This window comes from Rhizobium sp. Root482 (assembly GCF_001426565.1).
Classification (GTDB): domain Bacteria; phylum Pseudomonadota; class Alphaproteobacteria; order Rhizobiales; family Rhizobiaceae; genus Pararhizobium.
The window spans coordinates 51,035-75,836 of sequence record NZ_LMFA01000025.1; the positions used below are offsets into that span (position 1 = coordinate 51,035).

Below are 24,802 nucleotides of genomic sequence, written 5' to 3' on the forward strand. Positions count from 1 at the left end.
GATTGCCAAACCGGGAACGAACATGCGCCTGCGAAACACCACCATTCTGCTTGCAAGTCTTGCCGTGGCCTGCATGACGCTGTCCGGCTGCGGCCGCAAGGGCGATCTCGATCGCCCGGGCTCGTCCCAGCCGATCAACACCAAGGCCGCCCCGGGCACCGTCGAAAAAAAGGATGAAGCGCAGGGCAGGCCCTTCCTCCTCGATCCCCTCCTTTAACAGAGCGCTCCCTTGAACCATTTCGATTATCGCGACGGCGTCCTGCACGCAGAAGACGTTTCCGTCATGGACATTGCCAAGGCCGTAGGCACGCCGTTCTATTGCTATTCGACGGCAACGCTGGAGCGGCATTATTCGGTCTTTGCCCGGGCCTTCTCCGATATCGATGCCATGGTCTGCTACGCGATGAAGGCCAATTCCAACCAGGCGGTGCTGAAGACGCTCGGCCGGCTCGGCGCCGGGATCGACGTGGTGTCAGGCGGCGAGCTGCGCCGTGCGCTGGCGGCAGGCATCCCGGCAAGCCGCATCCTGTTTTCGGGCGTCGGCAAGACCGTTGCGGAAATGGATTTCGCGCTGGCGGCCGGCATCTACTGCTTCAACGTCGAATCCGAACCGGAACTCGACATCCTCAATGCCCGCGCCGTGCGCGAGGGCAAGCGGGCCAATGTCTCCTTCCGCATCAATCCGGATGTCGATGCAAAGACCCATGCGAAGATCTCGACCGGCAAGAAGGAAAACAAGTTCGGCATAAACTGGGAGCGCGCCCGCGCCGTCTATGCCTATGCTGCCACCCTGCCCGGCATCAGGATCACCGGGATCGACATGCATATCGGCAGCCAGATCACCGATCTGCAGCCGTTCGAGGATGCGTTCCGGCTCTTGCGCGAACTTGTGGAGACGCTGAGGGCCGATGGCCACAGCATCGACCATGTCGATGTCGGCGGTGGGCTGGGCATTCCCTACAGGCAGGACAACGATCCGCCTCCCTTGCCGGATGCCTATGCCCAGATCGTCAAGGACCAGTTGCGCGAACTCGGCTGCAAGGTCATCTTGGAGCCCGGCCGGTTGATCGTCGGCAATGCCGGCATCATGGTCACCGAGGTGATCTATGTGAAGGACGGCGGCTCGAAGACCTTCGTCATCGTCGATGCCGCGATGAACGATCTCATCCGCCCGACGCTCTACGATGCCCATCACGAAATCCAGCCGGTGCGCATCTCCGCCGCCAACGCACCGCGCATCAGGGCCGATGTGGTCGGCCCGGTCTGCGAAACCGGCGATTATCTGGCGCTTGAGCGGGAAATGGCGATGCCCAAGCCCGGCGACCTGATCTCGGTGAGCACCACCGGCGCCTATGGCGCCGTGCAGGCCGGCACCTATAACAGCCGCCTTCTCGTGCCCGAAGTCCTCGTGAACGGCGACCGGTTCCACGTTATACGCCCGCGCACCAGCTACGAGGAACTGATCGGGCTCGATTCGGTACCGGACTGGCTGGATTAAAGTGGATTTTCCGGCCTGCCCGGCGGGGCCGCAAGTCCTCTTTCCGGTGGGTGAATTCGATCACGATATTGTTGCCGCCCTCGTCTTCGCCACAAAGAGTGCTATCCTCTGCAGCGGGTTCAGGACGCTGAAAGGGAACGGATGAAAAAAATCCGGCGGGAACCATCGACGAAGCCGACGCGCTTTGCCAGGAGCCTGGCGATGAAGCGGACGCTTGCCCGCATCGTTCTCTTCGCCGAACGGGCGATCCCCCGCGCCCTCCCGCCGATTTCGGTTTTGCTGCTCTTCCTGTCCGCCGCCTGGTTCGGCCTCTTCCGCGTCGTCCCGGCATGGCTTCATGCGACCAGCCTGTTTGTCTTCGCAGCCGCCTTCATCCTGCTATTGATCCCGCTCCTGCGCCTGCGCATCCCCGATGTGACGGCTGCGGACCGGATGCTGGAAGAGCGTAACGCGCTGCCGCATCAGGCGATCCGCGTCCAGGACGACCGGCCAGCCACCGGCGGCACCTTCGCTCTTGCCCTGTGGCAGGAGCACCAGACCCGCATGGCCCGCATGGTCGGCACGCTCGAAGCCGGCCTGCCGAAACCCGACATCGCCCGCAGCGACCGTTTCGGCCTGCGCGCCATTCCCGTGCTGATCGCCTGCCTCGCTTTTGCCTATTCCTATTCGAACAGAGCGGGCCTGGTTTCCGATATCTTCCATCCCCCGCAGCCGGCCTCGACGCAGCCCGACATGCGCATCGATGCCTGGGTAACGCCGCCGGCCTATACCGGCCGCGCGCCGCTCTTTCTCACCGGGCAGCCGGAAGCTGAGCAGACGGGCGCGGAACAGGCTGGTGTCGCGGGCCGCGACGTGTTGCGCATCCCGCAATTCAGCGAACTGACGGTGCGCGTCACCAGCGGCGGCACGGACATGCCTGTCACCTATCTGGAAAACGGCGCCGCCCAGCCGTTGCTCATCGCCGCCCAGGCAGTAAAGCCTTCGGGCGCGGAAAAGACCTCGGCGCAGGCAGGGGCTCGGGAGACGGCGGGCCAGGGCAGCGCTACCCATCTGATGAAAATCACCAAGGACGGCATGCTTTCCGTCGGCGGCCAACAATGGACCTTCGCGGTGATCCCCGACGCCGTGCCGGATATCGCCTTCGACGGCCTTCCGCGCGCCACGGTGAATGCGGCACTCGAGATCGGCTTCCAGGCAAAGGACGATTATGGGCTCGATGAGGCCTGGGCCGAGATCATCCCCCTCGACAAGCAGGCAGCCGGTGCACGGCCGCTCTATCCGCTGCCCGAATACCGCCTCGATCTTCCCAAGCGCAATGCGCGCGAGGCAAAGGGTCTGACCAGCCGCAATCTCAGCGAACATCCGCTTTCGGGAAAGCGCGTGCGCGTCACGCTCGTTGCGAGGGATGCAGCAGGCCAGGAAGGACGCAGCGTGCCACAGGATATGATCCTGCCCGCCCGGCCCTTCTTCGAGCCGCTGGCAGGTGCTGTCGCCGAACAGCGACAGGTCTTTGCGCTCGACGCCAACGAACTGCCGCGTGCGCTCGACCTCAACGACGCGCTGACGGCCCGGCCGGACGAGACCATTCCCAACCTCACGCATTTCCTTCTCCTGCAATCCGCCCGCACCCGCATGGCCCTGTCGCGCAATGACGACATGCTGCGCGACGCGGCAGGCCATCTCTGGGAAATCGCTTTGGGCATCGAGGGCGGCGACATGGCGCTGGCCGACAAGCGGCTGCGCGACGCCCAGCAAAAACTATCCGAGGCGCTGGAAAGGAATGCACCCGACGCGGAAATTTCCAAGCTGATGCAGGAACTGCGCGAGGCGATGCAGGACTATATGGAGGCGCTCGCAAGGCAGGCCGCGAAGAACCCGCAAATGGCCGCCAACCCCGACCGCAACAATGTCCTGCGCCAGCAGGATCTGGAAAAGATGATGAACCAGATCGAGAATCTGGCGAAATCCGGCGCCAAGGATCAGGCACGGCAGATGCTGTCGGAAATGCAGCGCATGATGAACAATCTCCAGGCCGGCCGCATGCAACAGCAGCAGGGCCAGGAGAACAGCGAGATGCGCAAGCAGATGGACAAGCTCGGCGAACTGATGCAGCAGCAGCAGCAGTTGATGGACGAGACCTTCCGGCACGACCAGGCGCTGCGCGATCGCCTGCAGATGGGCGACCCGTTGCAGGGCGAGGACAATGAGCTTTTCGGCCAGGAAATGCCCGACATGCCTGGCCAGCAGCCGGGCGAAGACGGCCAGCAAGGCCAGAGCCCCTTGGACAATATGACCGCCGAGGAACTGAAGCAGGCGCTGAAGGACATGCAGGCCCGCCAGGATCAGCTCGGCAAGCAGCTCGGTGAATTGCAGAAGGGCCTTGAAGGCATGGGCATCAAGCCCGGCAAGGGTTTCGGCGAGGCTGGCCGCGAGATGAAGGGGGCCGCGGGCGCCCTTGGCGAGGGTGAAGGTGAGCAGGCCGTCGGCAGTCAGGGCCGCGCGCTGCAGGCTTTGCGCGACGGCGCGCAGGACATGATGCAGCAGATGCAGAGCCAGGGGCAAGGACCGGGCCAGGGCCAGGGCGTTCCCCAATACGGCCAGAACGGCCGCGACCCGCTTGGCCGTCGCCAGCAGAATGCCGGTCCGGAATTCGGCGACCAGGTAAAGGTGCCCGACGAGATCGACACGCAACGCGCCCGCGAAATCCTGGAAGAAATCCGCCGCCGCCTCGGCACGAACGCGTCACCCGAGGCGGAGCGGCAATATCTGGAACGGTTGCTGGATATAAGGTGAAGGGGTTTGATATGCGGCGCCTATTAAGTATGCCGCACCTTTACCCCCCTCTGTCACTTCGTGACATCTCCCCCTCAAGGGGGGAGATTATTCTTTTCCCTCGATGGATCGCCCGTGAGGGAGGCATAAGGTTCGCGGCCAATCTCCCCCCTTGAGGGGGAGATGTCCCGGAGGGACAGAGGGGGGAACTCTCCGCCACCTCAAAAGCCCGCTTCAAGCCGCCAGCGCCACCGCGACCGCCTTGCGGATATCCGGCAGGGTGAACGGCTTGGAGACCACGTCGATGACCTTTCCGGTCAGATTGTCGGCCCGTTCGCGCTGTTCGGCATAGCCGGTCATCAAAAGAATCTTGAGCGATGGAAAGGCGGCGGAGGCACGGTGGACGAGTTCGATCCCATCCATGACCGGCATGCGGATATCCGACAGCAGCAGGTCGAAACCTTCATTGGAAAGGCAGGCGAGCCCCTCGGCGCCATCGGCCGCCTCGACCGTCTGGTGACCATCGAGTTGCAACGCGCGGGCCACGAAACGGCGCAGGCCGTCCTCGTCTTCGGTAATCAGGATCTTCGCCATCATGGCCTCCGTTTCGGCTCCGGTTCCGCCGGGCGGCTCGCATGACACGTCACCGGACCGGCGCGCGGCATCGCCGCAGCGGGCCCAGACCAACAGAGTTTTCTTTGTTTTCCGTAAACGCGAAGAGCCGGCCCGGGGCTCTCCACAGTTCTCTTTGCTATTCCGCGTCGCCGGTGACGATGCCGACGAAGGGCAGCTCGCGGAAGGCATAGGCGACGTCCATGCCATAGCCCACGACGAAATAATCAGGACATTCGAAGCCGACATAGTCGGCCTCGAGATCGGTCTGGCGCTTGACCTTCTTGTCGAGCAGGACGGCGATGGAGACCGATTTTGCGCCGCGCTCGTACATCAGTTCCTTGGCGAATGTGAGGGTGCGGCCCGATTCGAGGATATCGTCGATCAGGAGCACATCGCGGCCGTGCACGTCGCTGTCGATGTCCTTGATGATCTTGACGCCCTGCGAGACCGTGCCGGTTCCGTAGCTCGACAGCGTGATGAATTCGACCTCGGGCGCGAGCCCGGCCGTATGCATCGCCCGGATCAGGTCGGCGGCGAAGATGAAGGAGCCCTTGAGCACCGCGATGACGAGCAGGTCGTTGATCGGCCCGTTTACGATCTTCTCGGCCAGTTCGATATTGCGCGCCGCGATCACTTCGGCGGAATAAAGCGGTTCGATGGTCTTTCCACGGACAACGGGCATGCGGGCAGTCTCCAGAGATATTTTTGTGGAGACGCCGCCTCCGGTTCCTAGCCGCTTAGCACAGACATGACGTCTAATCACTCGCCATGTCTAGGGAAACCGCAACCTCCGGCAGTTTTCCACCTGTGTGTAGAAGCCGGGTGGAAAAGGAACGGCTTTCTCCAGGCTGAAGCACGGTCTCGCCGGACGATATCCGGCTGACGGTCCGCCGCTGGCCGCCGGCGATCACATCGACAAGAACGATCGGTGCCGGCTCGACACGAGGCGAGTGGTTTTCGATGGCGCCGAAGACGGACAACACCTTCATTCCATCGGCGTCGTTCAGCGAAGTGGTGACGCCGGCGAGCGAAAGGGCCGGCGCCGACGCCGATGCCGGCTGATGAGGGGAAAGGCTGGCAAAAAGCAGGAAGACGGGCGCGCAGAGGCAGGTGACCAGGATGGCGAAACCCTTGGGTGATGCCGCCTGGAGCAGGCGCTCAAATCGACCCAAGGCAAGCGTGAAGGCCGTGGCGATCATGGAATCCCGGCTTCGGCTCGGCGTTCTGGATGGCGCGGGGCGCCGATTGTCGTTGAACACCGGGTAAACATTGCGTCGGCTGCCGGCGGGCACCGTCTCGAAATCGGCATCGACGATATCGACGGGGCGCGTCATATTGGCGGCGCGATGAATGCGCACCGGTCGATCGGGCGGCAGGAGATCCATCCGTCGCCGGGCGCCGTTGAAACGGAAAGCGTTCATCGTCTCTCCTTTCGCCGCCCGCCGGGCAGCGCCGGAGTGCCGGCCGGAGACGGCCAGATTCCGGGAATTGAAACAAAGCTTTCCAAAACGTAAATCGAAATGGTTAATGATTTGAAAAGGACGGCCGCGCCGCCTGCGCTTCATGGAAAATTAACCACTGTTTAACCATGTTGAGGCTGTAACAGCGACGATCGCACTCTCATTTCGCACCGCCATCGGCTTGCCTCGAATGCGTGGCAGGCACGCCTGACGAAAAGCTGGACTGACCCGTTGATTCATTTTGAAAATGTCGGATTGCGCTATGGAATGGGTCCGGAAATTCTCCGCGACCTGACGTTCGACATTCCCAGGAAATCTTTCCAGTTCCTGACCGGCCCCTCCGGCGCGGGCAAGACGACGCTGCTCAGGCTGCTGTTTTTATCGCTGCAGCCGACGCGCGGCCTGATCCGCATGTTCGACCGCAACATATCGAGCATCCCGCGCGACGAATTTCCGATGCTGCGGCGCCGGATCGGCATCGTTTTCCAGGATTTCCAGCTGCTCGATCACCTGACGACCTACGAGAATGTCGCGCTGCCGCTGCGGGTGCGCGGCAAAGACGAAACCTCCTATCGCGCCGATGTTCTCGAACTGCTCGGCTGGGTCGGGCTGGGCGAGCGGATCAATGTGCTGCCGCCGGTGCTTTCTGGCGGCGAGAAGCAGCGCGCCGCCATCGCCCGCGCCCTGATCGACCGGCCGGAAATCCTGCTCGCCGACGAGCCCACCGGCAATGTCGATCCGCCGATGGCGCGCCGGCTGCTCAGCCTCTTTCTCGAACTGAACCGGCTCGGCACCGCCGTGGTCATCGCCACCCATGACCTGTCGCTGATGGACCAGGTCGAGGCCCGGCGGATGATCCTTTCCCAGGGGCGGCTCGATATCTATGAGTGATGCACGCGCCACCGACCGACCGCCGCAGGACGCACCGCCGGAGCGCAAATCGGCGCTTCGGGTGCGCCCGACGGCACCGATTGTGCCGCCCGGCAATGTCTCGGGCAATGCGCTGATGCTGGTCATCGCCATCATGGCCTTCCTCGCCTGCCTGACGCTCGGCGCGGTCAGCATGGTGCGTGCGACCGCCCAAAGCTGGCAGAGCGAGATCTCCCGCGAGATCACCATCCAGATCAAGCCGGACGAAAAACTGGACATGGAAAAGGCGCTGGCCGACGCCCGCGACCTGGCGCTGGCCTTCGAGGGCACGACAGACGGCACCATCGTCGACAAGACGGCGACGGCCCGGCTGCTGGAACCCTGGCTTGGCGAAGGCCTCGTGCTCGACGATTTGCCGGTGCCACGCCTCGTCATCATCACCATCGACGAGCAGAACCCGCCCGACTTCGCCGCCATGCGCAAGGCGCTGACGGAGACCATCCCGCAGGCCTATCTCGATGATCACCGGACCTGGGTAGACCGGCTGGTGGCCATGGCGCATACGACGGCGCTGATCGGCACCGGCGTGCTGGTGCTGGTCTTCTCCGCCATGGTGCTGACCGTCATCTTCGCCACCCGCGGCACGCTTTCGGGCAATCGCCACATCGTCGAGGTCCTGCATTTCGTCGGCGCCGAGGCCGGCTTCGTCGCCTCGGAGTTCCAGAAGCATTTCCTCAAGATCAGCTTGAAGGGCGCCGGCGCCGGCGGGCTACTGGCCGCAACCTGCTTTGCCGTTGCCGGTGTCTGGCAGTCACGGTCGTTGGCAACGCCGGAAAGCGACCAGGCGACGGCCATGTTCGGCTCTTTTTCCATCGGCTTCAGCGGCTATCTCGGCATTGCCGCCGTCATGATCATCGTGGCGCTGCTGACCACGCTCACCGCCCGCTTCACGGTGATGCGGACCATTTACGAAATCGACCTGATCAGATCAGATCCGGCACGCATCGACGGCAATCAGGCGTGACGGCAATGATTGCATTGCGTTCCATCCATCCCTTGCCGCAATCTGCCCCTATGGAAGAATCACCATGGCTGGCGGAGTGCCCGAAAACAGAATTGAAGAGGTCATCACGGGACGACGCAAGGGCAGGCTCATGCGGCGGCAGGTAAGCCGTCGCCGCCGGCTCGTGCGGCTGACCTTCTACGTGCTTCTCGTTCTCGCCGGATGCGCCGCCGCGGGGTTCCTCTATTTCGCAGATAGCGTTGCATCCATGCAGCCGCCCGCAGACCCCAAGGCCGACGCGATCGTCGTGCTGACGGGCGGCTTCCAGCGGATAGACCAGGCGGTCGATCTGCTGAAAGGCGGCGCCGGCCGGCGACTGCTGATATCCGGCGTCAATCCATCGACCACCCGCAGCCAGATCCGGCGGAATACCCAGAGTTCGGCGGACCTGTTCAAGTGCTGCGTCGATATCGGCCATGACGCGATCGACACGATCGGCAATGCCAACGAAACGGCCAACTGGATTCGCGATAACGGCTATCGCAGCATTCTGGTGGTCACCAACAATTATCACATGCCGCGCAGCCTGCTGGAATTGCGCCGGGCCAATCCGGACATTGCGTTCATCGCCTATCCCGTCGTCAATTCCGACCTAAAGAGCACCAACTGGCTGCGGAATCCGATGGTGCTGAAGACCATCCTGTCCGAATATGCCAAGCTGACTGTCGCCTCGATCCGCGACAGTATCGGCGCCCATACCGCAAGCGGGCTGCGCAAGGACAAGGACCCAGCCGCGACATCCTCCGAGTAGGATCGCGTGAGGCCCGGACTTGCGACATCCGGACTCGGGGCTGTTTTCCTCCGGGCAATATTCGTGTAGGCAGCGATCTGACCTTTTGTCGATGCGAAAGCCTGCCCGATGATCATCCTGCGTTCCGTCCTGTTCAACATCCTCTTCTATCTCAACCTGATCGCGCAGATGATCGTGATGACGCCCTTCTATTTCCTGGCGCCACGCAAGACAGCCTGGCTCGTTCCGAAAAACTGGGCGAAAAGCAATCACTGGCTGTTCCGGGTCATCGTCGGCACCACCTTCGAGATCGAGGGATTGGAGAATATTCCGAAGGGCGGCTATATCTTTGCGCCGAAGCATCAATCCTTCTGGGATGTCTATGCGCTGCTGCCCTGGCTTTCCGATCCCTTCTTCATCCTCAAGCGCGAGCTTGTCTGGATCCCGCTGTTCGGCTGGTATGTGAAGAAGCAGCGCATGGTGCCCGTCAATCGCGGCGCTCGCGGCAAGGTGATGACGGCGGTGATGGACCGTACCAAAGAGGAAATGGCCACTGGCCGCCAGCTGATCATCTATCCCGAGGGAACCCGCCGGCCGCCCGGCGCGCCGCCAGATTACAAATATGGCATCGCCCGACTATACCGGGATCTCACCGTGCCGGTGGTTCCCGTGGTGATGCATCCCGGCCTGTTCTGGCCGCGACGCAAATTCCTGCGATATCCCGGCCATTTCAAGGTGCAGATCCTGCCGCCGATCGAGCCGGGGCTCGATCCGGACGTCTTTCTCAAACGACTGGTCGATGTGATGGAGAGCGCCAGCGACGCGCTGCTCGTGGAAACAGTGAGGAACAATCCGCATGTGCCGCTGCCGCCGACGGCGGCGCAAAGGCTGCGGGAATTGCAGGCTCAGGCCTGAGAAGGCAGCAGCGCCGCAATCGCCGCCACCTCTTCCAGCCAATGATCGCGAATGCCCATTTCCTTGAGATGCGCCACCGTATTCGTCACATAGTCGCGATTGGCGCCGGATTTCCCCGATGAGGCGGCAACCGTCGCCGCCGCATCCTCTGCGGCGAGGCCGCCGGCATATTGCATATGGGCACGATCGACGATGTAGGTCAGGGCCGGCACGCGCCGTCTGTCGGCAAGCAGCATCGGCATGATCCGTTCCTTGTAGACATGCGTCACCAGTTCGCGCTCACGCAGATAGCCGAGAACCTCGGCCCGGTCACCCGGGGCGACCTTGAACGCCATGCCGCGGCAGGAACCGCCGCGATCCAGCCCGAGGACAAGGCCGGGCCGCGCCTGCGTGCCGCGATGGACACAGGAGCGCACGCAGAGCGAACGCCGGTAGCCGAAAACATGCGCCGTCATCTTTTCGGTAAAGGCAAAGCCGGGGTTCCACATCAGGGAGCCGTAGCCAAAGACCCAAAAATCGTCCATATCCACTGCCATCACGATCACGCCATCCACAAGCGGCCGAACGGCGCGGCACGGAGCCGGCAACGAACCACCCATAAGCTTTCCTAGCGCATCGGCCCGGCGACCGGAATCAAAATCCTCTTTGCCGATCGGGCGAAACGCTTACAACACCCCGTCGTGCCTCAAGGCTGCGGCGTGGATGCCAAGCCAGTTTGGAGCAGACCATGACATCAACCGACACCGCCGAACGTTCGGGCGCAAGCCGGAAAATCCGATGGCTGGCAATCGGCATCCTGCTGTTCATCATTCTTTACTCAGGCGCCTGGTTTCTGGCGGCGCATCTGTTGCAGGGCAAGCTGCAGGCCTTCCTCGGCGATCAGCGGGCGGCACCGGTTTCGGTGGACTGCGGCGGCATGAATGTGGCCGGCTTCCCCTTCCGCATCGGGTTGTTCTGCGACACGGTTCGTCTCGACGACACCGCCCGCGGTGCTTCTGTTTCCCTCGGCGCCCTGCGGTCGGCGGCCCAGGTCTACCAGCCGGGCCACGCGGTGGTCGAACTCGATGGGCCAGCGCAAATCCGCGTTTCGCCCGGCCTCTCGGTCTCGGCCGACTGGTCGCTGCTGCATGCCAGCCTGCGAGCAAGGCTGTCGGGCCTCGACCGCCTTTCGCTGACCTATGACCAGATGGCGGGAACCGCCGTCCTGCCGGCCTTCGACGACGAAGCCGCCCCGGGCGGGACCGACAGGCTGGCCTTCGCTGCCCGGCATGGCGAGGTGCATCTCCGGCAGAACGGCGGTGATCTCGACATGGCGGCAAGTGTCGAGGGCTTCGATGCTAAGCCGGCCGACGGCATCAGCTTCCTGCCACCGCTTGACGGCGGCATCGACCTGACGCTCACCGATCGCGCCGCCCTGATGGAGGCCGGCGGCTTGCGGCCCGGCGCGCTGCGCGGCAGCAAGGGCGAGATACGCAACCTCAAGCTCGACCTCGGCGAAGGCATGGTGGCGACGGCCAGCGGACCTTTCAGCATCGACGATCAGGGGTTGATCTCGGGCGAACTCAGCGTGACGATGAAGAATATCGAGGGCTGGCGGCGCAACCTCGTGAAGACCTTTTCCGACGAGGACGAAACGGCGATGGTCAACAATATCGCCAATATGCTGACGGCGCTGGCGAGTGGCCGGAACGAGGCGACCGTCAAGCTGAACCTGCGCGACGGTATTGCATTCTTGGCGTTCTTTCCGATCGGCGAACTGCCGCGGCTTTGATGCGCGCTTGGAACGCCCCTCATCCGCCCTTCGGGCGCCTTCTTCCCGTTTTGACGGGGAGAAGGGACAAGTGGCAGATTCCAAACTAGTTCCCTCTCCCCGCGCGCGGGGAGAGGGTTAGGGTGAGGGGCAAGCGCTTGAGGACACTTCAGAAAGCCGCTATTTCTGGTCCATCGCATGGCGGCCGAAATCGGCCATCTCGGTGTCCTGGCCGGCCTGGATGATCGAGCGGCGGATAGTGCGGGTGCGGGTGAAGAGATCGAACAGCTTGTCGCCATCGCCCCAGCGGATCGCCCGTTGCAGATAGGCGAGATCCTCCGAGAACCGCGATAGCATTTCAAGGATCGCGTCCTTGTTGTGCAGGCAGACATCGCGCCACATTGTCGGATCGGAAGCGGCGAGGCGAGTGAAATCGCGGAAGCCGGAGGCTGAATATTTGATCACTTCCGATTCGGTCACCGCTTCCAGATCATCCGCCGTGCCGACGATATTATAGGCGATGATATGCGGCAGATGCGAAACGATCGCCAGAACCTTGTCATGGTGCTCGGGGTCCATCTCGTCGACCATGGAGCCAAGCGTTTCCCAGAAATCGCGCAAGCGCGCCTTCGCCGCCTCGTCGGTCTCCGGCAGCGGCGTCAGGATGCACCAGCGCCCCTTGAACAGGCCGATGAAGCCGGCATCCGGGCCGGAATATTCGGTGCCGGCGATCGGATGGCCGGGGATGAAATGCACGCCCTGCGGCATATGCGGCTTCATCTGGGCGATGACCGAGGCCTTGGTCGAGCCGACATCGGTGACGATGGCGCCGGGCTTCAGATGAGCGGCGATCTCGGCCGCAACCGTGCCGGAGGCGCCCACAGGGACCGAGACGATCACCAGATCGGCGTTCTTCACCGCGTCCGCCGCCGATGTCGTGTAACGGTCGCCCAGTCCCAGTTTCCGCGCCCGCTCAAGCGTTTCGGCGCTACGGGTCGAGACGGTGACCGAACCGGCAAGCCTCTTGTCCTTGATCTCGCGGGCGATCGACGAACCGATCAGGCCGATGCCGATCAGCGCGATGGTTTCGAATTGTCCCGCCATCACGCCCGGCCCATGAACTCGGTGAGCGCGGCGATGACGCCCTCATTGGCTTCGGCCGAGCCGATCGTCATGCGCAGCGCATTGGGGAAGCCATAACCGCGCACCGCCCGCAGGATGAACCCGCGGCTAGTCAGGAAGTCGTCCGCATCCGTCGCACGCTTGCCGTCCGTGTCCGGAAAATGGATCAGCACGAAATTGGCCACCGAAGGCGTGACCTTGAGACCGAGCGAGGACAAGGCGCCCGTGACCCTGCCCAGCCATTCGAGGTTGAAATCGACGGCGGCGGCGGCGAAGGCCTGGTCGCGCACCGCAGCCGCGCCGGCGGCAATGGCCGGGGCGTTCATGTTGAACGGCCCACGCACCCGGTTGAGCGCATCGATGATCGCTACCGGCGCATACATCCAGCCGACGCGCAGCGCCGCAAGGCCGTAAATCTTCGAGAAGGTGCGGGTCATCACCACATTGCTGTTGGAGGAGACCAGTTCCAGCCCGGCTTCGTAATCATTGCGGCGGACATATTCCGCATAGGCGGCATCGAGTACCAGGATGACGTTTTTCGGCAGGCCGGCCTGCAGCCGCCTGACCTCCTCGACAGGGACATAGGTTCCCGTCGGATTGCCGGGATTGGCGAGGAACACCATCTTCGTCTTGTCGGTCACGGCGGCGAGGATGGCATCGACCGTGACGCGGCAATCCTCTTCCCTGACGGTGACCGGCGTCGCGCCGGCGCCCATGATCTGGATCTTGTAGACGAGGAAGCCATGCTCGGTAATGATCGCTTCGTCGCCAGGCGCCAGATAGACATGGCAGAGCAGCCCGAGCAATTCGTCCGAACCATTGCCGCAGATCAGGTTGGCGATGTTCAGGCCATGCACAGAGGCGATCGCCTCGCGCAGTTCGATCGCCTGTCCGTCCGGATAGCGCTCGAGATTGCCGGCCGCCTTCCGGAAGGCCTCGATGGCCTTCGGGCTCGCCCCCATCGGCGTTTCGTTGGAGGAGAGCTTGTAGACCTTGGCAACGCCCGGCGCATGTTCCTTGCCCGGCACATAGGCAGCGATATCGAGGATGCCGGGGCGTGGCGAAGGGCTTTGGAGATCAGTGCTCATGGGATCAGCTTTCGGCGACGGGAAATGACGTTCTGCCAATAAAGGGGATGACGGATTTTGTCGAGGGCAGAGCATGTCCGGGGTCGGAGTGTGCAGCATTACCCCCCTCTGTCAGCTACGCTGACATCTCCCCCTCAAGGGGAGATCATTCTTTTCCCGCACATTCCTCAGATTGGGCGTTGTCAGGCGGGCAAATAGGTGCGGCCAATCTCCCCCTTGAGGGGGAGATGTCACGGAGTGACAGAGGGGGGTGACTTGCTCGAAAAGAGATTGTCCTCGAAAAAAATATTGTCGTTACCCCACATCCCGCGTCGTCGGTACACCCTGCGGCGCCAGCACCGGTACGAAGACGCGGCGGGAGGCGCGGGCGGCAACGGGTAGGCCCTGGTACAGCCGTTTCTGCGCCTCAACGATGATGACGCCGGAGAAGACCGGCCAGAGCGAGCGGCCCATCCGCTCGAAGCCGCTGCGCAGATTGAGGACCATCTTCAGCTTCGAAGGCGGAAAGAACAGCGCATCGGCGGACGCGCCGGGCGTGAAATTGGTCTCGCGCAGGAGCGCCGTCAGCTGGCCGCGCGAATAGGGCCGGCCGGAACCGAAGGGCGTATGTTCCATGCGCGCCCAGACGCCGCGACGGTTCGGCACGACGATGATCAGGCGCCCCCCCGGCGCCAGGATGCGCCAGAGTTCCTTCATCGTCTCGCGCGGGTTTTCAGCGAACTCCAGCGAATGCACCATCAGCACCCGGTCGATCGACGAATCGGGCAGCGGCAATTCCTCGTCGAAGACCAGCGCCGTCGAGGACAGTTCGGCGACCGGCCAGTTCACCGCCCCCTGCCCCGCCGGCATGAAGGCGAAGGTTCGCTCCGTATCGCCGCGGAAACGGTCGAGATAGGGAACCGCATAACCGAGCCCGACCAGTCGCTCCTCCGGCAACCGCGCCCAGAGCGAGGACAGCGCCATGCTGATCGATTGCTCGGCAAAGCGCCCGAGGCGGGAATGATAGAACTGGCGGAGATCGACGATATCTGCGTGCATGCCTTGCATGTTAGCCCGGAACGGGTGGACTTCAAGGCACGGCCCGCTACATTCGCGACAAAGCCCTCCCTTTCAGGAACCCAATGATGCCCAATCTCGAAATCGAGCTGTTTTCCTGCCGCACCGACAATTTCGGCGTCCTGATCCATGATCCGGAAAGCGGCGCAACCGCCTCGATCGACGCGCCGGAGGAGCAGCCGATCCTTGACGCGCTGAAACGGCGCGGCTGGACCTTGACCCATATCCTGACGACCCATCACCATCAGGATCATGTCGAGGCCAATCTCGCGCTCAAGGAAGCCTATGGCGCGACGATCATCGGCCCTGAGAACGAGGCGAACCAGATACCGGGTCTCGACATGACCATCGGCGACGGCGGCGATTTCGAGTTTGCCGGCCATAGGGTGCATGTCTATGAGACGCCCGGGCATACGGCCGGACATATCTGCTTTCACTTCCCCGACGACAAGCTGCTGTTTTCCGCCGACACGCTGTTTGCGCTCGGCTGCGGGCGGCTGTTCGAAGGCACGCCGGCACAGATGTGGGCTTCGCTCCGGAAGCTGATGGCGCTTCCGGACGATACGACCGTCTATTTCGGCCATGAATACACGCTCTCGAATGCCCGCTTTGCCCTGACGATCGATCCCGGCAACACCGCCTTGAAAAACCGGGCGGCGGAGATCGAGGCGCTACGCGACAGGGGCGGGTTTACCGCCCCGACGCAGCTTGGCCTAGAAAAGCAGACCAACCCGTTCCTGCGTCCGGATGATGCCGGAATACGCGCTCACCTGCGCATGGAGACGGCCTCGGACGCAGAAGTGTTTGCCGAAATCCGCAAGCGCAAGGACAATTTCTGATGGAGGCTCAACTGCCGCTCTCGGCAAAGGCCGTCATCGACGCGCTGGATATGCAGCGCCACCCGGAAGGCGGCTGGTACATCCAGACCTTCAAGGATGCCGCCGGCGGCCCGCGCGGCCATTCCACCGCGATCTACTACCTGCTGGAGCGCGGCGACCGCTCCCATTGGCACCGGGTTCGCGACGCCGTCGAGATCTGGCACTTCCATGCCGGCGCGCCGCTGGGTCTCAGCATCGCCGAAGAGGGCAAGCCGACTTCAACGATCACGCTCGGCGCCGATATCCTGGCCGGCGAGCGGCCGCAGGCCGTGGTGCCGGCCAATTGGTGGCAATCGGCGACTTCGCTTGGTGCCTGGACACTGGTGGGGTGCACGGTCTCGCCCGGCTTCGACTTCTCAGCCTTCGAGATGGCCCCGGCCGGCTGGCAGCCGCTGCAGACGTAATTATTCGGCCGGCTGGGTGGCGGCTGCGCGACTGCGGAAGATCACGTCCCTGGCCGCCAGTACCGCGCCGCCGGTGACGAACAGGCAGGCAAGTGCGATGCGCAACGACGGCTCGGCAAAACCGAAGACGACAAGCACCAGCGTCGACAGGACCGGCGCCGCATAGCTGGCGACGCCGAGCAACTGGATATTGCCGTTCTTGACGCCATGATCCCAGGCATAAAAGGCGGCGCCGACCGGCAGCAGGCCAAGACCGACAATGGCAAGCCACTGTGTTGCGGCTTGCGGCCAGACGGTCGTTTCGAGACCAAGATGGCAGAGAAGCGACAGGACCGAGGTCGCCAGGCAGAAGCCGGTGACGACATCCGTGGAAACGGCCTCGAAGCGGCGCGTCAGCAATGAATAGGCGGCCCAGGTAAAGGCGCAGGCAAGGGCCGCGCCGTAACCCAGGGCATAGGCCCCGTCGAATTGCACGCCATTGCGCGCCACGATCAGGATCGTACCGGCAAGGCCAAGCACCGCGCCGGCGACATGATGCCAGCGTAGCCGCTCGCCCGGCAAAAGTGCCGAGCCGACGACGATCAGCAGCGGCCAGAGATAGGCGACCAGCCCGGCCTCGACTGCAGGCGCGTTACGAAGTGCTGTGAAATAGAGGAAATGATAACCGAACAGCCCGGCAATACCGACGATCCAGACCTTGGCCGGCTGCTTGAGAAGCGCCAGCCGCGCAGGCTTCAGCGCCAGCACGATCAGGCCGGGAAGACTGCCGATGGCAAAGCAGATGGCCGAAAGCTGGAAGGGCGGCATGGTGCCGGACGCGGCGGTAAAAAGGGCCAGCAAGGACCACATCAGGATCGCCGAGAAGCCGATCAAGCTTGCCTTTGTCTTCATGCCCTGCCCCCGGCGTCTCGAACCTCAGCCGCCGAAGCGCGTGGCCCAGACGGTGACCGGCCCCAACCGCGTCGGGATCCGTACATAGACCGGAGCATATACATTCACCGCATCGGCCTTGGCAAACCAGATTTCCATGGTCTCCAGCTTGCGCAGGTAATCGACATCGTCGCGCCCTTTGCGGTAGCCGGATTTGGGAATGAACTTTATCCCGCAAACGATGACCTCGCCCTCAAAACCATCGGTCTTGAAGGGCTTGGTGCCCTTTGCCGAAAGTTTCAGGTCCATGCGCGATTCGCCGTCGAAGATCGGCACGCTTTTCGGGCAGATGCGCGTATCCGCCGGAAAAATGAGGCCCGACAGCGGATCGACGACATCGCGCATATCGGCGCGGGTGACCGGCACCCAGTTCTTCGGGATCCTCCGCTCCGGCTTCAGCGACGCCGAAAGAACATTGCCGTCACGGAACTGCACATCGATCGCCCGGCCCTTCTTGCCGCTCTGGTAGCGCACCGAATAATCCGATGCGCTCAAGCGGTCGCGGCCGACAATGCCGGAAACCGAGGTCTGGCCGGATGTCTTGGCAAAGATATCGGCGAGACCCGCCGAATTCACCGTGCCGGAGATCGTATAGCGATCATCCTTGAGCTTGGTATGAAAGGATGCTCTGGCCACCGGCAATCCGGCGAGCGAAATCCTGTATTCGGTGTCATGCGTCACATCGGCGGCGCCGGCCGTGCCCGCAAAGAGCCCCGTCGCGGCCGAAACCAGAAGTGCCGAAATAGCGATGCGCCAGTCCATTCCCGGATGTCCTTCCATTGCACCCATATGTCATTAGCGGATATGGCGCGTTTGCGGCATTTCTGCGCCGTCGACGCGCCTTCGTCACAATCATGAACATCGCAAGGAAGAGGGAATCGGACGAGAAAACAACGGCAATGGCGGCGTTAAAATGGGATGGATCACTCACCGGCCGAATATTTACCCGCTTTTCCCAAGAGTTTTCGGCGCGAATGAAGGTTTGGCTTGACGCAACGGCCCTGCCTGACTATAGAACCGCAACTTTCCAATCATGGCCAACGGAATGCGGCCTGGGCTTGATAGCCCGCCAGCGCATGGACCGAAGGCGAAAAGAAAATAGGTGCATCATGTCCCGTAGTTGCGAATTGACCGGCAAGGGCGTCCAGTCGGGCAACAATGTGAGCCACGCAAACAACAAGACCAAGCGCAAGTTCCTGCCGAACCTGTGCAATGTCACGTTGATTTCCGATGCGCTCGGCCAGCGTTACCGTCTGCGCGTTTCGGCTGCGGCCCTGCGTTCGGTCGAACATCGCGGCGGTCTCGACGCGTTCCTGATCAAGGCTGACGAAACCGAACTGTCGATGCGCGCCCGCCTGCTGCGCCGCCAGATCGTCAAGAAGACGGCTGAAGCCGTCGCTGCCTGATCGGCCGATTGCGTCCGACGATTTGAAAGGCTTGCCAGGCAACCGGCGAGCCTTTTCTCGTAGGCGCACGCCTCTCAATCCGTCCGAGAAAATATGAGCCTTGAGCTCTGACATTTCGGGCGTCCGTCCCTCCAACTGGTGGCATCACCCAGGATAAAAAAATGCTGACGAACCGCACTTTCCTTCTTTATGTCGCGCTGATGACCGTTGTGGTCGTCGCCTCCAATGTCCTCGTCCAGTATCCGCTGCCCGGGTCGATCGCCGGCATGCAACTCGGCGATCTCCTGACCTGGGGCGCTTTCAGCTATCCGGTCGCCTTCCTCGTCACCGATCTCACCAACCGTCAGTTCGGGCCGCGTACCGCCCGCAAGGTGGTGGTCGCCGGCTTCGTCGTCGCGATCTTCCTGTCTGTCCTGGTCGCCACGCCACGCATCGCCATTGCCTCCGGCTCGGCTTTCCTGCTTGGCCAGTTTCTCGACATTTCGGTGTTCAACAGGCTGCGGAGGCAAAGCTGGTGGCGCGCGCCGCTGATCGGCTCGCTGTTCGGCTCCCTCCTCGATACGGCGATCTTCTTTTCCTTCGCCTTCGCGTCGGTCTTCGCCCTTTTCGGACCGAACGACCCCTTCGCGCTGGAAAGCGCGCCCATTCTGGGCCTGATGACGGCCGAGGCGCCCCGCTGGGTGTCCTGGGCGCTCGGCGATCTTTCCGTCAAGATCCTCGTCGGCCTGGCGATGCTTTTGCCCTATGGCGCGCTGATGAGCGTCGTGCGGCCAATGCCGGCCGTGAAGGCCCCGGCCTAGACGTTACGAACAAGGCAAAGGCGGCGACTTGGAAAAGTCACCGCCCTTGGTTTGAATGCCGTCCCGGCCCGACGCGTTTTAGGCGCGCTCCTCCCAGACCTTCGCCAGTTCGACCAGGGTCGCTACAGCCTTTTCCATGTCCTGCTGGCTCACCCATTCGAGCGGCGAGTGGAAGGCATGGCCGCCGGCAAAGAGATTGGGGCAAGGAAGCCCCATGAAGGACAGGCGCGAGCCGTCGGTGCCGCCCCTGATGCTGCCGCGCACCGGCTCCATCCCCACACGTCGAATCGCTTCCACGGCGTTGTCGATGATGTCCGGATGACGGTCGAGAACAACCTTCATGTTGCGATATTGCTGCTTCACCTCGAAGCTGTATGAGGAACGCGGATAGCCCGCCATCACCTCCCTGACGATCGCTTCCAGGACCGCCTCCTTGTCCGCGAGGCCCTGTTCGGTAAAATCGCGGATGATGAGGCTGAGGCTGGCCTTCTCCATCGAGCCGGTCACGCCGACCGGATGAATGAAGCCCTGCCGGCTCTCGGTCGTTTCCGGCGCTTCCTCCTTTGGCAGCCGGTCGATGACGGCGCCGGCGATCTTGATGGCGTTCTCCATCTTGTCCTTGGCAAAGCCCGGATGGATGGCGACACCCGTAAAGCCGATCTCGACGCCATCGGCCGAGAAGGTCTCATCCTCGATATGGCCGGCGGTCTCGCCGTCGACCGTATAGGCGAAATCCGCGCCGAGCTTCTTGAGGTCGATCTTATCGACGCCGCGGCCGATCTCCTCATCGACCGTGAACAGGATCTTGATCGTTCCGTGCCTGATCTCAGGATGATCGACGAGATATTGCGCCGCCGTCATGATTTCGGCGACGCCGGCTTTGTCGTCGGCACCGAGCAAGGTGGTTCCATCGGTGGTGATGACGTCGTTGCCGATCTGATCCTTCAGCGCAGGATTGTCGCTGACTCGGATGACCCGGCTCGGATCGCCAACAAGCCGGATGTCGCCGCCCGCATAGTTTCTGACGATCTGCGGCTTGACGCCGGTGCCGCTGAAATCCGGGGCGGTGTCCACATGCGAGCAGAAGCAGATGACCGGGACCGGCTTGTCGGTATTGGCCGGCAACGTCGCATAGACATAGCCATGCTCATCGAGATGCGCATCGGAGAGGCCCATGGCCAGCAGTTCCTCGACCAGCAATCGGCTGAGATTCTTCTGCTTTTCGGTGGAGGGCTGGGCGGGAGATTGCGGATCGGACTGCGTGTCGATGACGACATAGCGCAGGAAGCGTTCGGTAACGGTATCGGTCATGATCGGTCCAGTGCTTTATGGGTGCGCTGGAATGTAACCCCGAGCTGCCTATTGGACCAGCCGGAATTCCAGCATCAGATTGCGCTCGAGGATGGAGTGGTTGTCGTCGGAAACGAGGATGATGCGGATGTCGCCGTCGGGTCCCGCAAGAATGTCGAGGCCTTCCATATTGTCGATCTGATACCCCATATCCGCCTGCATGATCACCTCGCCGTCAACAACGGCGCCCGGCTTGATGTCCTCTCCCCTGATGCGCCGTATCTGCATGCCGATGCCCTCGGCGAAGCTGAAGCGACGCTCCAGCAAAAGCAGGTCGCCATCCGGAAGGAAGGCGCCGTCGGTGACGGCAAAGGGCTCCTTGCGCACGACGCTGAAAACGCCCTTGCGCGGACCGTCGAGGACAGCTGCGTAGAGATGACCGGCTTCGTCGTAGCTCAATTCCGAAACGACCAGCGTGGAACCGCCAAGCGGGCCCGCTGCCGGCGAGACGACGATGGTCTCGAGCCCGCGATTGCTGCGCAGCTCCGCCTGAGGAATGAGGATCGGCAGGTTTTTGAGCGGCCGCGATTGGGCAAAGCCCGGATCGGGATAGACGCTGACCAGATTGGTCTGCTCGAAGCTGACGAGCGCTTCTCCGTCGCGCAGCGCCAGGCCCTCGCTGTCCATGGCCGACTTGACCTGTTCGGTGCGCCCCTTGGCATCGATCATCGAGGTGACCTTGAGGTCGCCGACCTGCGCCAACCGTCCCTCCGCGTCGCGGGCGATCTCGCCTTCCACCCAATGGCCGGTATCCATTACCGCGAGGAAGGATTGCCCATCGGGCCGGAAGCGGATGGAGGATATCGCCCCGAGCAGCGGGCTCGGCGACGAAAGCTCCAGGCCGCCGATGAATTCCAGTTTGCCGAAAACCGTCTGGTCCGAGCCGATCTTGAAGTTTTCGATCTGCCGGCTTCTGACCGGAACAGTCTCCGTCACGGGCAGCGGCGCGGCGACAGCAGGCAGCCCGGCCAAGACCAGGATAAAGGCGGCCGCACAGATCAAGGTCGTTTTCAAGCAAGTCCCTTCCGGCAGGCCCGGGGAGCGGCCGATGCCGCGCCTTGAAAATCAATAAATATAACCATCCGCTCAAACGATCTTCGCCTGGCGAAAACAATATCGCCTAGCCGGCGCGCCGCCGCACCAGTGCCGGACGTCGCCTGGCACTTTCGTCGTCGAACAGCGAGGCCAACTGCTCCGTCATCGCGCCGGCCAGTTCATCGGCATCGACGATGGTCACGGCCTTCCGGTAATAACGCGTCACGTCATGGCCGATACCGATCGCCAGCAATTCCACAGGCGAACGCGTCTCGATCTGCTCGATGACGGCGCGCAGATGGCGCTCGAGATAATTGCCGGGATTGACCGAAAGCGTCGAATCATCGACCGGCGCACCATCGGAAATCATCATCAGGATGCGGCGCTGCTCGGAGCGGGCAAGCAGGCGATTATGCGCCCAGATCAGCGCCTCGCCATCGATGTTTTCCTTGAGCAACCCTTCGCGCATCATCAGGCCGAGATTGCGCCGGGCGCGCCGCCAGGGCGCGTCCGCGGATTTATAGACGATATGGCGCAGGTCGTTGAGACGGCCCGGCGTCTGCGGCTTGCCGCTCGACAGCCATTTTTCCCGCGCCTGGCCGCCCTTCCAGGCCTTGGTCGTAAAGCCGAGAATCTCGACCTTGACGCCGCAGCGCTCCAGCGTGCGGGCGAGAATATCGGCGCAGGTGGCGGCGACGGTGATCGGCCGGCCGCGCATCGAGCCGGAATTATCGATCAGCAGCGTCACCACCGTATCGCGGAAATTGGTGTCCTTCTCGCGCTTGAAGGAGAGCGGCTGCATCGGATCGATGATCATGCGCGTCAGCCGCGCCGAATCGAGATAGCCCTCTTCCAGGTCGAATTCCCAGGAGCGGTTCTGCTGCGCCATCAGCCGGCGCTGCAGCCTGTTGGCAAGGCGGCCGACCGCGCCCTGAAGATGAGCGAGCTGCTTGTCGAGGAAGGCGCGCAGCCGGTCGAGTTCGGCTTCGTCGCAAAGCTCCTCGGAAGAAATGGTCTCGTCGAACTCCTCGGTGAAGACCGCATAATCGACCTTCTCGTTGAAATCGTCGAAGGGATGGGCCGGCCGCTTGGTTTCGCCGGGCGTCTCGCTGTCGTCCTCGCCGTCGTCGGACAGGTCATCCTCGGAAATTTCGGCGCCATCCATCTCGCCTTCGTCCATGTTTTCGTCGGCGGCTTCGTTCTCATCCGCGGGGGCTGCGTCCGAGCCCGCATCCTCGTCGGAACTGTTCTCGTCCTCTTCCTGGCTTCGGGGCTGTTCCTCGTCGGTCGAGCTTTCGGCATCGTCCGGCTCGACATCCTCGTCGCCGTATTTCTCGGCCACGTCCATGGAGGTGAGCATGTCGCGCACGACACGGGCGAAGGCCTGCTGGTCGTTGACGGCGGTGGCGAGGTTCTGCATGTCGCCGCCGGCTTTGTCCTCGATGAAGTCGCGCCAGAGGTCGAGCACCTGGCCGGCAGAGGCCGGCGGCTTCTGGCCGGTCAGCTTCTCGCGCACGATCAGCGCCACGGCTTCCTCGAAGGGCGCATCCGCCTGCTTGTCGATGGCGCCGAAATTGGCGCGCGCATATTTGTCGTCGAGCATGGAGGTGAGATTGTCGGCAACGCCGGCCATTCTCAGCGAGCCCACCGCCTCGACGCGCGCCTGCTCGACCGCGTCGAAGATCGACCGCGCATCGGCGCCTTGCGGCGACATCACCGCATGGATGCGGGCGTCGTGGCAGGCCTTGCGGAGCGCCATCGAATCGCCGAGCCCGCGGGTGACCGAAAGCTCCTGGCGGGTTGGCCGCTTGGAGATTTCCGGCAGCCGAACGCGCTCGCCGGCAAGCCCCGGACGCTCATTGGCAAACACCACCTCGACCTCGGCATCGCCGGCAATCGAGCGGATACAGCCGGTCAGCGCCCGGCGAAACGGCTCGACATCGACGACGCCGGAGGGTCTTGCTTTCGAATTGTCGCCCCGGCCCGCCATGGATCAGGCCGTGGCTTCGAGCACGATATTGGCGGCACTTTCCTTCAGCTCGACGCCGAAGGCGCGCTGGTAATGTTCGGCCACCAGCGCCCGCTCCAGTTCGTCGCACTTGTTGAGGAAGGTGACGCGGAAGGCAAAGGCGATATCGCCGAAGATATGCGCATTCTCGGCCCAGGTGATCACCGTGCGCGGGCTCATGACGGTGGAAAGATCGCCATTGATGAAGGCGGCACGGGTAAGATCGGCGACCCGGACCATCTTCGAAACGGTGTCGCGGCCGCGTTCCTTGGCAAAGCCCTTGACCTTGGCGGCGACGATATCGACCTCGTTGTCATGCGGCAGGTAGTTCAGGGTGGTAACGATCGACCAGCGGTCCATCTGCGCCTGGTTGATCTGCTGCGTGCCATGGTAAAGGCCGGTGGTATCGCCGAGGCCGACCGTGTTGGCTGTCGAGAACAGGCGGAAGGCCGGATGCGGACGGATGACGCGGCTCTGGTCGAGCAAGGTCAGGCGGCCTGAGGATTCCAGCACCCGCTGGATGACGAACATCACGTCCGGACGGCCGGCGTCATATTCGTCGAAGACCAGCGCAACATTGTGCTGGTAGGCCCAGGGCAGGATGCCGTCCTTGAATTCGGTGACCTGCATGCCGTCCTTGACGACGATCGCGTCCTTGCCGACGAGATCGATACGGCTGACATGGCTGTCGAGATTGACGCGCACGCAGGGCCAGTTGAGCCGGGCCGCGACCTGTTCGATATGGGTCGACTTGCCGGTGCCGTGATAGCCGGACACCATGACGCGGCGGTTATGGGCAAAACCCGCCAGGATCGCCAGCGTCGTTTCGCGGTCGAACAAATAATCGGGATCGAGATCCGGCACATAGGCATCGGCCTTGGAATAGGCCGGAACGCGCAGATCGGTATCGATACGGAACACGTCACGGACGGAAACGGTCGTATCGGGAAGATTGGAAATATCGAGGTCTACCTTGCTCATCATGTCTCCAGAACGGAAACCCTGAGCGTTCCCGTGTGTCGCCTGCAATCTCGTGGAAGTAATAAAACGCG

25 protein-coding genes are annotated in these 24,802 nt (G+C 62.8%); 12 read left to right on the plus strand and 13 right to left on the minus strand.

Annotated elements, in window-relative coordinates:
- The first annotated feature begins 22 nt into the window (after positions 1-22).
- The 3 genes from lptM to ASD31_RS22295 all read left to right on the plus strand — a co-directional run bounded on the left by lptM (position 23) and on the right by ASD31_RS22295 (position 4,291).
- A complete protein-coding gene (lptM, locus tag ASD31_RS22285) occupies positions 23-217 on the plus strand; it encodes an LPS translocon maturation chaperone LptM (RefSeq protein ID WP_056339257.1) in 195 nt (64 codons plus the stop codon).
- A 12-nt stretch (positions 218-229) separates the two neighbouring features.
- Positions 230-1,498 (plus strand): diaminopimelate decarboxylase, encoded by a 1,269-nt coding sequence (gene lysA / locus ASD31_RS22290; protein WP_056339259.1) that lies wholly within the window; start codon positions 230-232, stop codon positions 1,496-1,498.
- Between the two features lie 141 nt (positions 1,499-1,639).
- On the plus strand, positions 1,640-4,291 hold the full coding sequence (locus ASD31_RS22295; RefSeq protein ID WP_056339260.1) for a TIGR02302 family protein: 2,652 nt from the start codon (positions 1,640-1,642) through the stop codon (positions 4,289-4,291).
- Between the two features lie 213 nt (positions 4,292-4,504).
- On the opposite strand, the gene ASD31_RS22300 is transcribed toward ASD31_RS22295, so the two are convergent.
- The 3 genes from ASD31_RS22300 to ASD31_RS22310 all read right to left on the minus strand — a co-directional run bounded on the left by ASD31_RS22300 (position 4,505) and on the right by ASD31_RS22310 (position 6,306).
- Positions 4,505-4,864: a response regulator gene (locus tag ASD31_RS22300; protein WP_056339464.1), complete on the minus strand. Its 360-nt coding sequence runs from the start codon at positions 4,862-4,864 to the stop codon at positions 4,505-4,507.
- 157 nt (positions 4,865-5,021) lie between these two features.
- Positions 5,022-5,567, minus strand: coding sequence for a hypoxanthine phosphoribosyltransferase (gene hpt / locus ASD31_RS22305; protein WP_056339262.1), 546 nt, complete (start codon positions 5,565-5,567; stop codon positions 5,022-5,024).
- Between the two features lie 73 nt (positions 5,568-5,640).
- Entirely contained in the window at positions 5,641-6,306 is a 666-nt protein-coding gene (locus ASD31_RS22310) for a hypothetical protein (protein ID WP_056339264.1), read from the minus strand.
- A gap of 270 nt (positions 6,307-6,576) precedes the next feature.
- Between ASD31_RS22310 and ftsE the strand changes: the two genes are divergently transcribed.
- The 4 genes from ftsE (at position 6,577) to ASD31_RS22330 (ending at position 9,923) form a co-directional block, all read left to right on the plus strand.
- Complete coding sequence (ftsE, locus tag ASD31_RS22315) at positions 6,577-7,236, plus strand: cell division ATP-binding protein FtsE (protein ID WP_082520667.1); 660 nt, start codon at positions 6,577-6,579, stop codon at positions 7,234-7,236.
- Entirely contained in the window at positions 7,229-8,239 is a 1,011-nt protein-coding gene (locus ASD31_RS22320) for a cell division protein FtsX (protein WP_056339267.1), read from the plus strand. The genes ftsE and ASD31_RS22320 overlap by 8 nt, the downstream gene beginning before the upstream one ends.
- A gap of 64 nt (positions 8,240-8,303) precedes the next feature.
- The gene (locus ASD31_RS22325; RefSeq protein ID WP_413813829.1) at positions 8,304-9,029 is read left to right on the plus strand and encodes a YdcF family protein; all 726 of its coding nucleotides are present in this window, start codon (positions 8,304-8,306) and stop codon (positions 9,027-9,029) included.
- Between the two features lie 108 nt (positions 9,030-9,137).
- Positions 9,138-9,923 carry a lysophospholipid acyltransferase family protein gene (locus tag ASD31_RS22330; RefSeq protein ID WP_056339270.1) on the plus strand — a complete coding sequence of 262 codons (786 nt, stop codon included), beginning with the start codon at positions 9,138-9,140 and terminating at the stop codon, positions 9,921-9,923.
- Here the strand turns inward: ASD31_RS22330 and ASD31_RS22335 are convergent.
- Positions 9,914-10,459, minus strand: a complete 546-nt coding sequence (locus tag ASD31_RS22335; RefSeq protein ID WP_056339468.1) for a gamma-glutamylcyclotransferase — start codon at positions 10,457-10,459, stop codon at positions 9,914-9,916. The two genes, ASD31_RS22330 and ASD31_RS22335, sit on opposite strands and share 10 nt — an antisense overlap.
- 191 nt (positions 10,460-10,650) lie before the next feature.
- On the opposite strand from ASD31_RS22335, the gene ASD31_RS22340 reads away from it, so the two are divergent.
- On the plus strand, positions 10,651-11,694 hold the full coding sequence (locus tag ASD31_RS22340) for a DUF2125 domain-containing protein (RefSeq protein ID WP_056339272.1): 1,044 nt from the start codon (positions 10,651-10,653) through the stop codon (positions 11,692-11,694).
- A 159-nt stretch (positions 11,695-11,853) separates the two neighbouring features.
- Here ASD31_RS22340 and ASD31_RS22345 read toward each other — a convergent pair whose 3' ends face one another.
- The 3 genes from ASD31_RS22345 to ASD31_RS22355 form a co-directional block, all read right to left on the minus strand.
- The gene (locus ASD31_RS22345) at positions 11,854-12,780 is read right to left on the minus strand and encodes a prephenate/arogenate dehydrogenase family protein (protein WP_082520668.1); all 927 of its coding nucleotides are present in this window, start codon (positions 12,778-12,780) and stop codon (positions 11,854-11,856) included.
- Positions 12,777-13,883 (minus strand): histidinol-phosphate transaminase, encoded by a 1,107-nt coding sequence (gene hisC / locus ASD31_RS22350; RefSeq protein ID WP_056339276.1) that lies wholly within the window; start codon positions 13,881-13,883, stop codon positions 12,777-12,779. The genes ASD31_RS22345 and hisC overlap by 4 nt, the downstream gene beginning before the upstream one ends.
- 294 nt (positions 13,884-14,177) lie before the next feature.
- Positions 14,178-14,930 (minus strand): class I SAM-dependent methyltransferase, encoded by a 753-nt coding sequence (locus ASD31_RS22355; RefSeq protein ID WP_156392764.1) that lies wholly within the window; start codon positions 14,928-14,930, stop codon positions 14,178-14,180.
- Positions 14,931-15,007: 77 nt separating this feature from the next.
- Here ASD31_RS22355 and gloB point away from each other — a divergent pair, with 77 nt between their 5' ends.
- Entirely contained in the window at positions 15,008-15,778 is a 771-nt protein-coding gene (gene gloB / locus ASD31_RS22360; protein WP_056339472.1) for a hydroxyacylglutathione hydrolase, read from the plus strand.
- Entirely contained in the window at positions 15,778-16,221 is a 444-nt protein-coding gene (locus tag ASD31_RS22365; RefSeq protein ID WP_056339278.1) for a cupin domain-containing protein, read from the plus strand. The genes gloB and ASD31_RS22365 overlap by 1 nt, the downstream gene beginning before the upstream one ends.
- Here the strand turns inward: ASD31_RS22365 and ASD31_RS22370 are convergent, their stop codons facing one another.
- Both ASD31_RS22370 and ASD31_RS22375 read right to left on the minus strand, forming a co-directional pair.
- On the minus strand, positions 16,222-17,112 hold the full coding sequence (locus tag ASD31_RS22370; protein WP_056339280.1) for a DMT family transporter: 891 nt from the start codon (positions 17,110-17,112) through the stop codon (positions 16,222-16,224).
- 24 nt (positions 17,113-17,136) lie between these two features.
- Complete coding sequence (locus ASD31_RS22375; RefSeq protein WP_082520669.1) at positions 17,137-17,913, minus strand: DUF3108 domain-containing protein; 777 nt, start codon at positions 17,911-17,913, stop codon at positions 17,137-17,139.
- A gap of 347 nt (positions 17,914-18,260) precedes the next feature.
- Here ASD31_RS22375 and rpmB point away from each other — a divergent pair, with 347 nt between their 5' ends.
- Both rpmB and ASD31_RS22385 read left to right on the plus strand, forming a co-directional pair.
- Entirely contained in the window at positions 18,261-18,557 is a 297-nt protein-coding gene (gene rpmB / locus ASD31_RS22380; RefSeq protein ID WP_056339282.1) for a 50S ribosomal protein L28, read from the plus strand.
- Between the two features lie 161 nt (positions 18,558-18,718).
- Positions 18,719-19,357, plus strand: a complete 639-nt coding sequence (locus ASD31_RS22385) for a queuosine precursor transporter (RefSeq protein WP_056339283.1) — start codon at positions 18,719-18,721, stop codon at positions 19,355-19,357.
- 78 nt (positions 19,358-19,435) lie between these two features.
- Here ASD31_RS22385 and pepT read toward each other — a convergent pair whose 3' ends face one another.
- The 4 genes from pepT to cobS all read right to left on the minus strand — a co-directional run bounded on the left by pepT (position 19,436) and on the right by cobS (position 24,731).
- Positions 19,436-20,668, minus strand: coding sequence for a peptidase T (gene pepT / locus ASD31_RS22390; protein WP_056339285.1), 1,233 nt, complete (start codon positions 20,666-20,668; stop codon positions 19,436-19,438).
- Positions 20,669-20,716: 48 nt separating this feature from the next.
- Positions 20,717-21,709: an esterase-like activity of phytase family protein gene (locus ASD31_RS22395; RefSeq protein ID WP_162251177.1), complete on the minus strand. Its 993-nt coding sequence runs from the start codon at positions 21,707-21,709 to the stop codon at positions 20,717-20,719.
- Positions 21,710-21,827: 118 nt separating this feature from the next.
- Complete coding sequence (gene cobT, locus ASD31_RS22400) at positions 21,828-23,732, minus strand: cobaltochelatase subunit CobT (RefSeq protein WP_056339287.1); 1,905 nt, start codon at positions 23,730-23,732, stop codon at positions 21,828-21,830.
- Positions 23,733-23,735: 3 nt separating this feature from the next.
- A complete protein-coding gene (gene cobS, locus ASD31_RS22405; protein WP_056339289.1) occupies positions 23,736-24,731 on the minus strand; it encodes a cobaltochelatase subunit CobS in 996 nt (331 codons plus the stop codon).
- Positions 24,732-24,802: the final 71 nt, after the last annotated feature.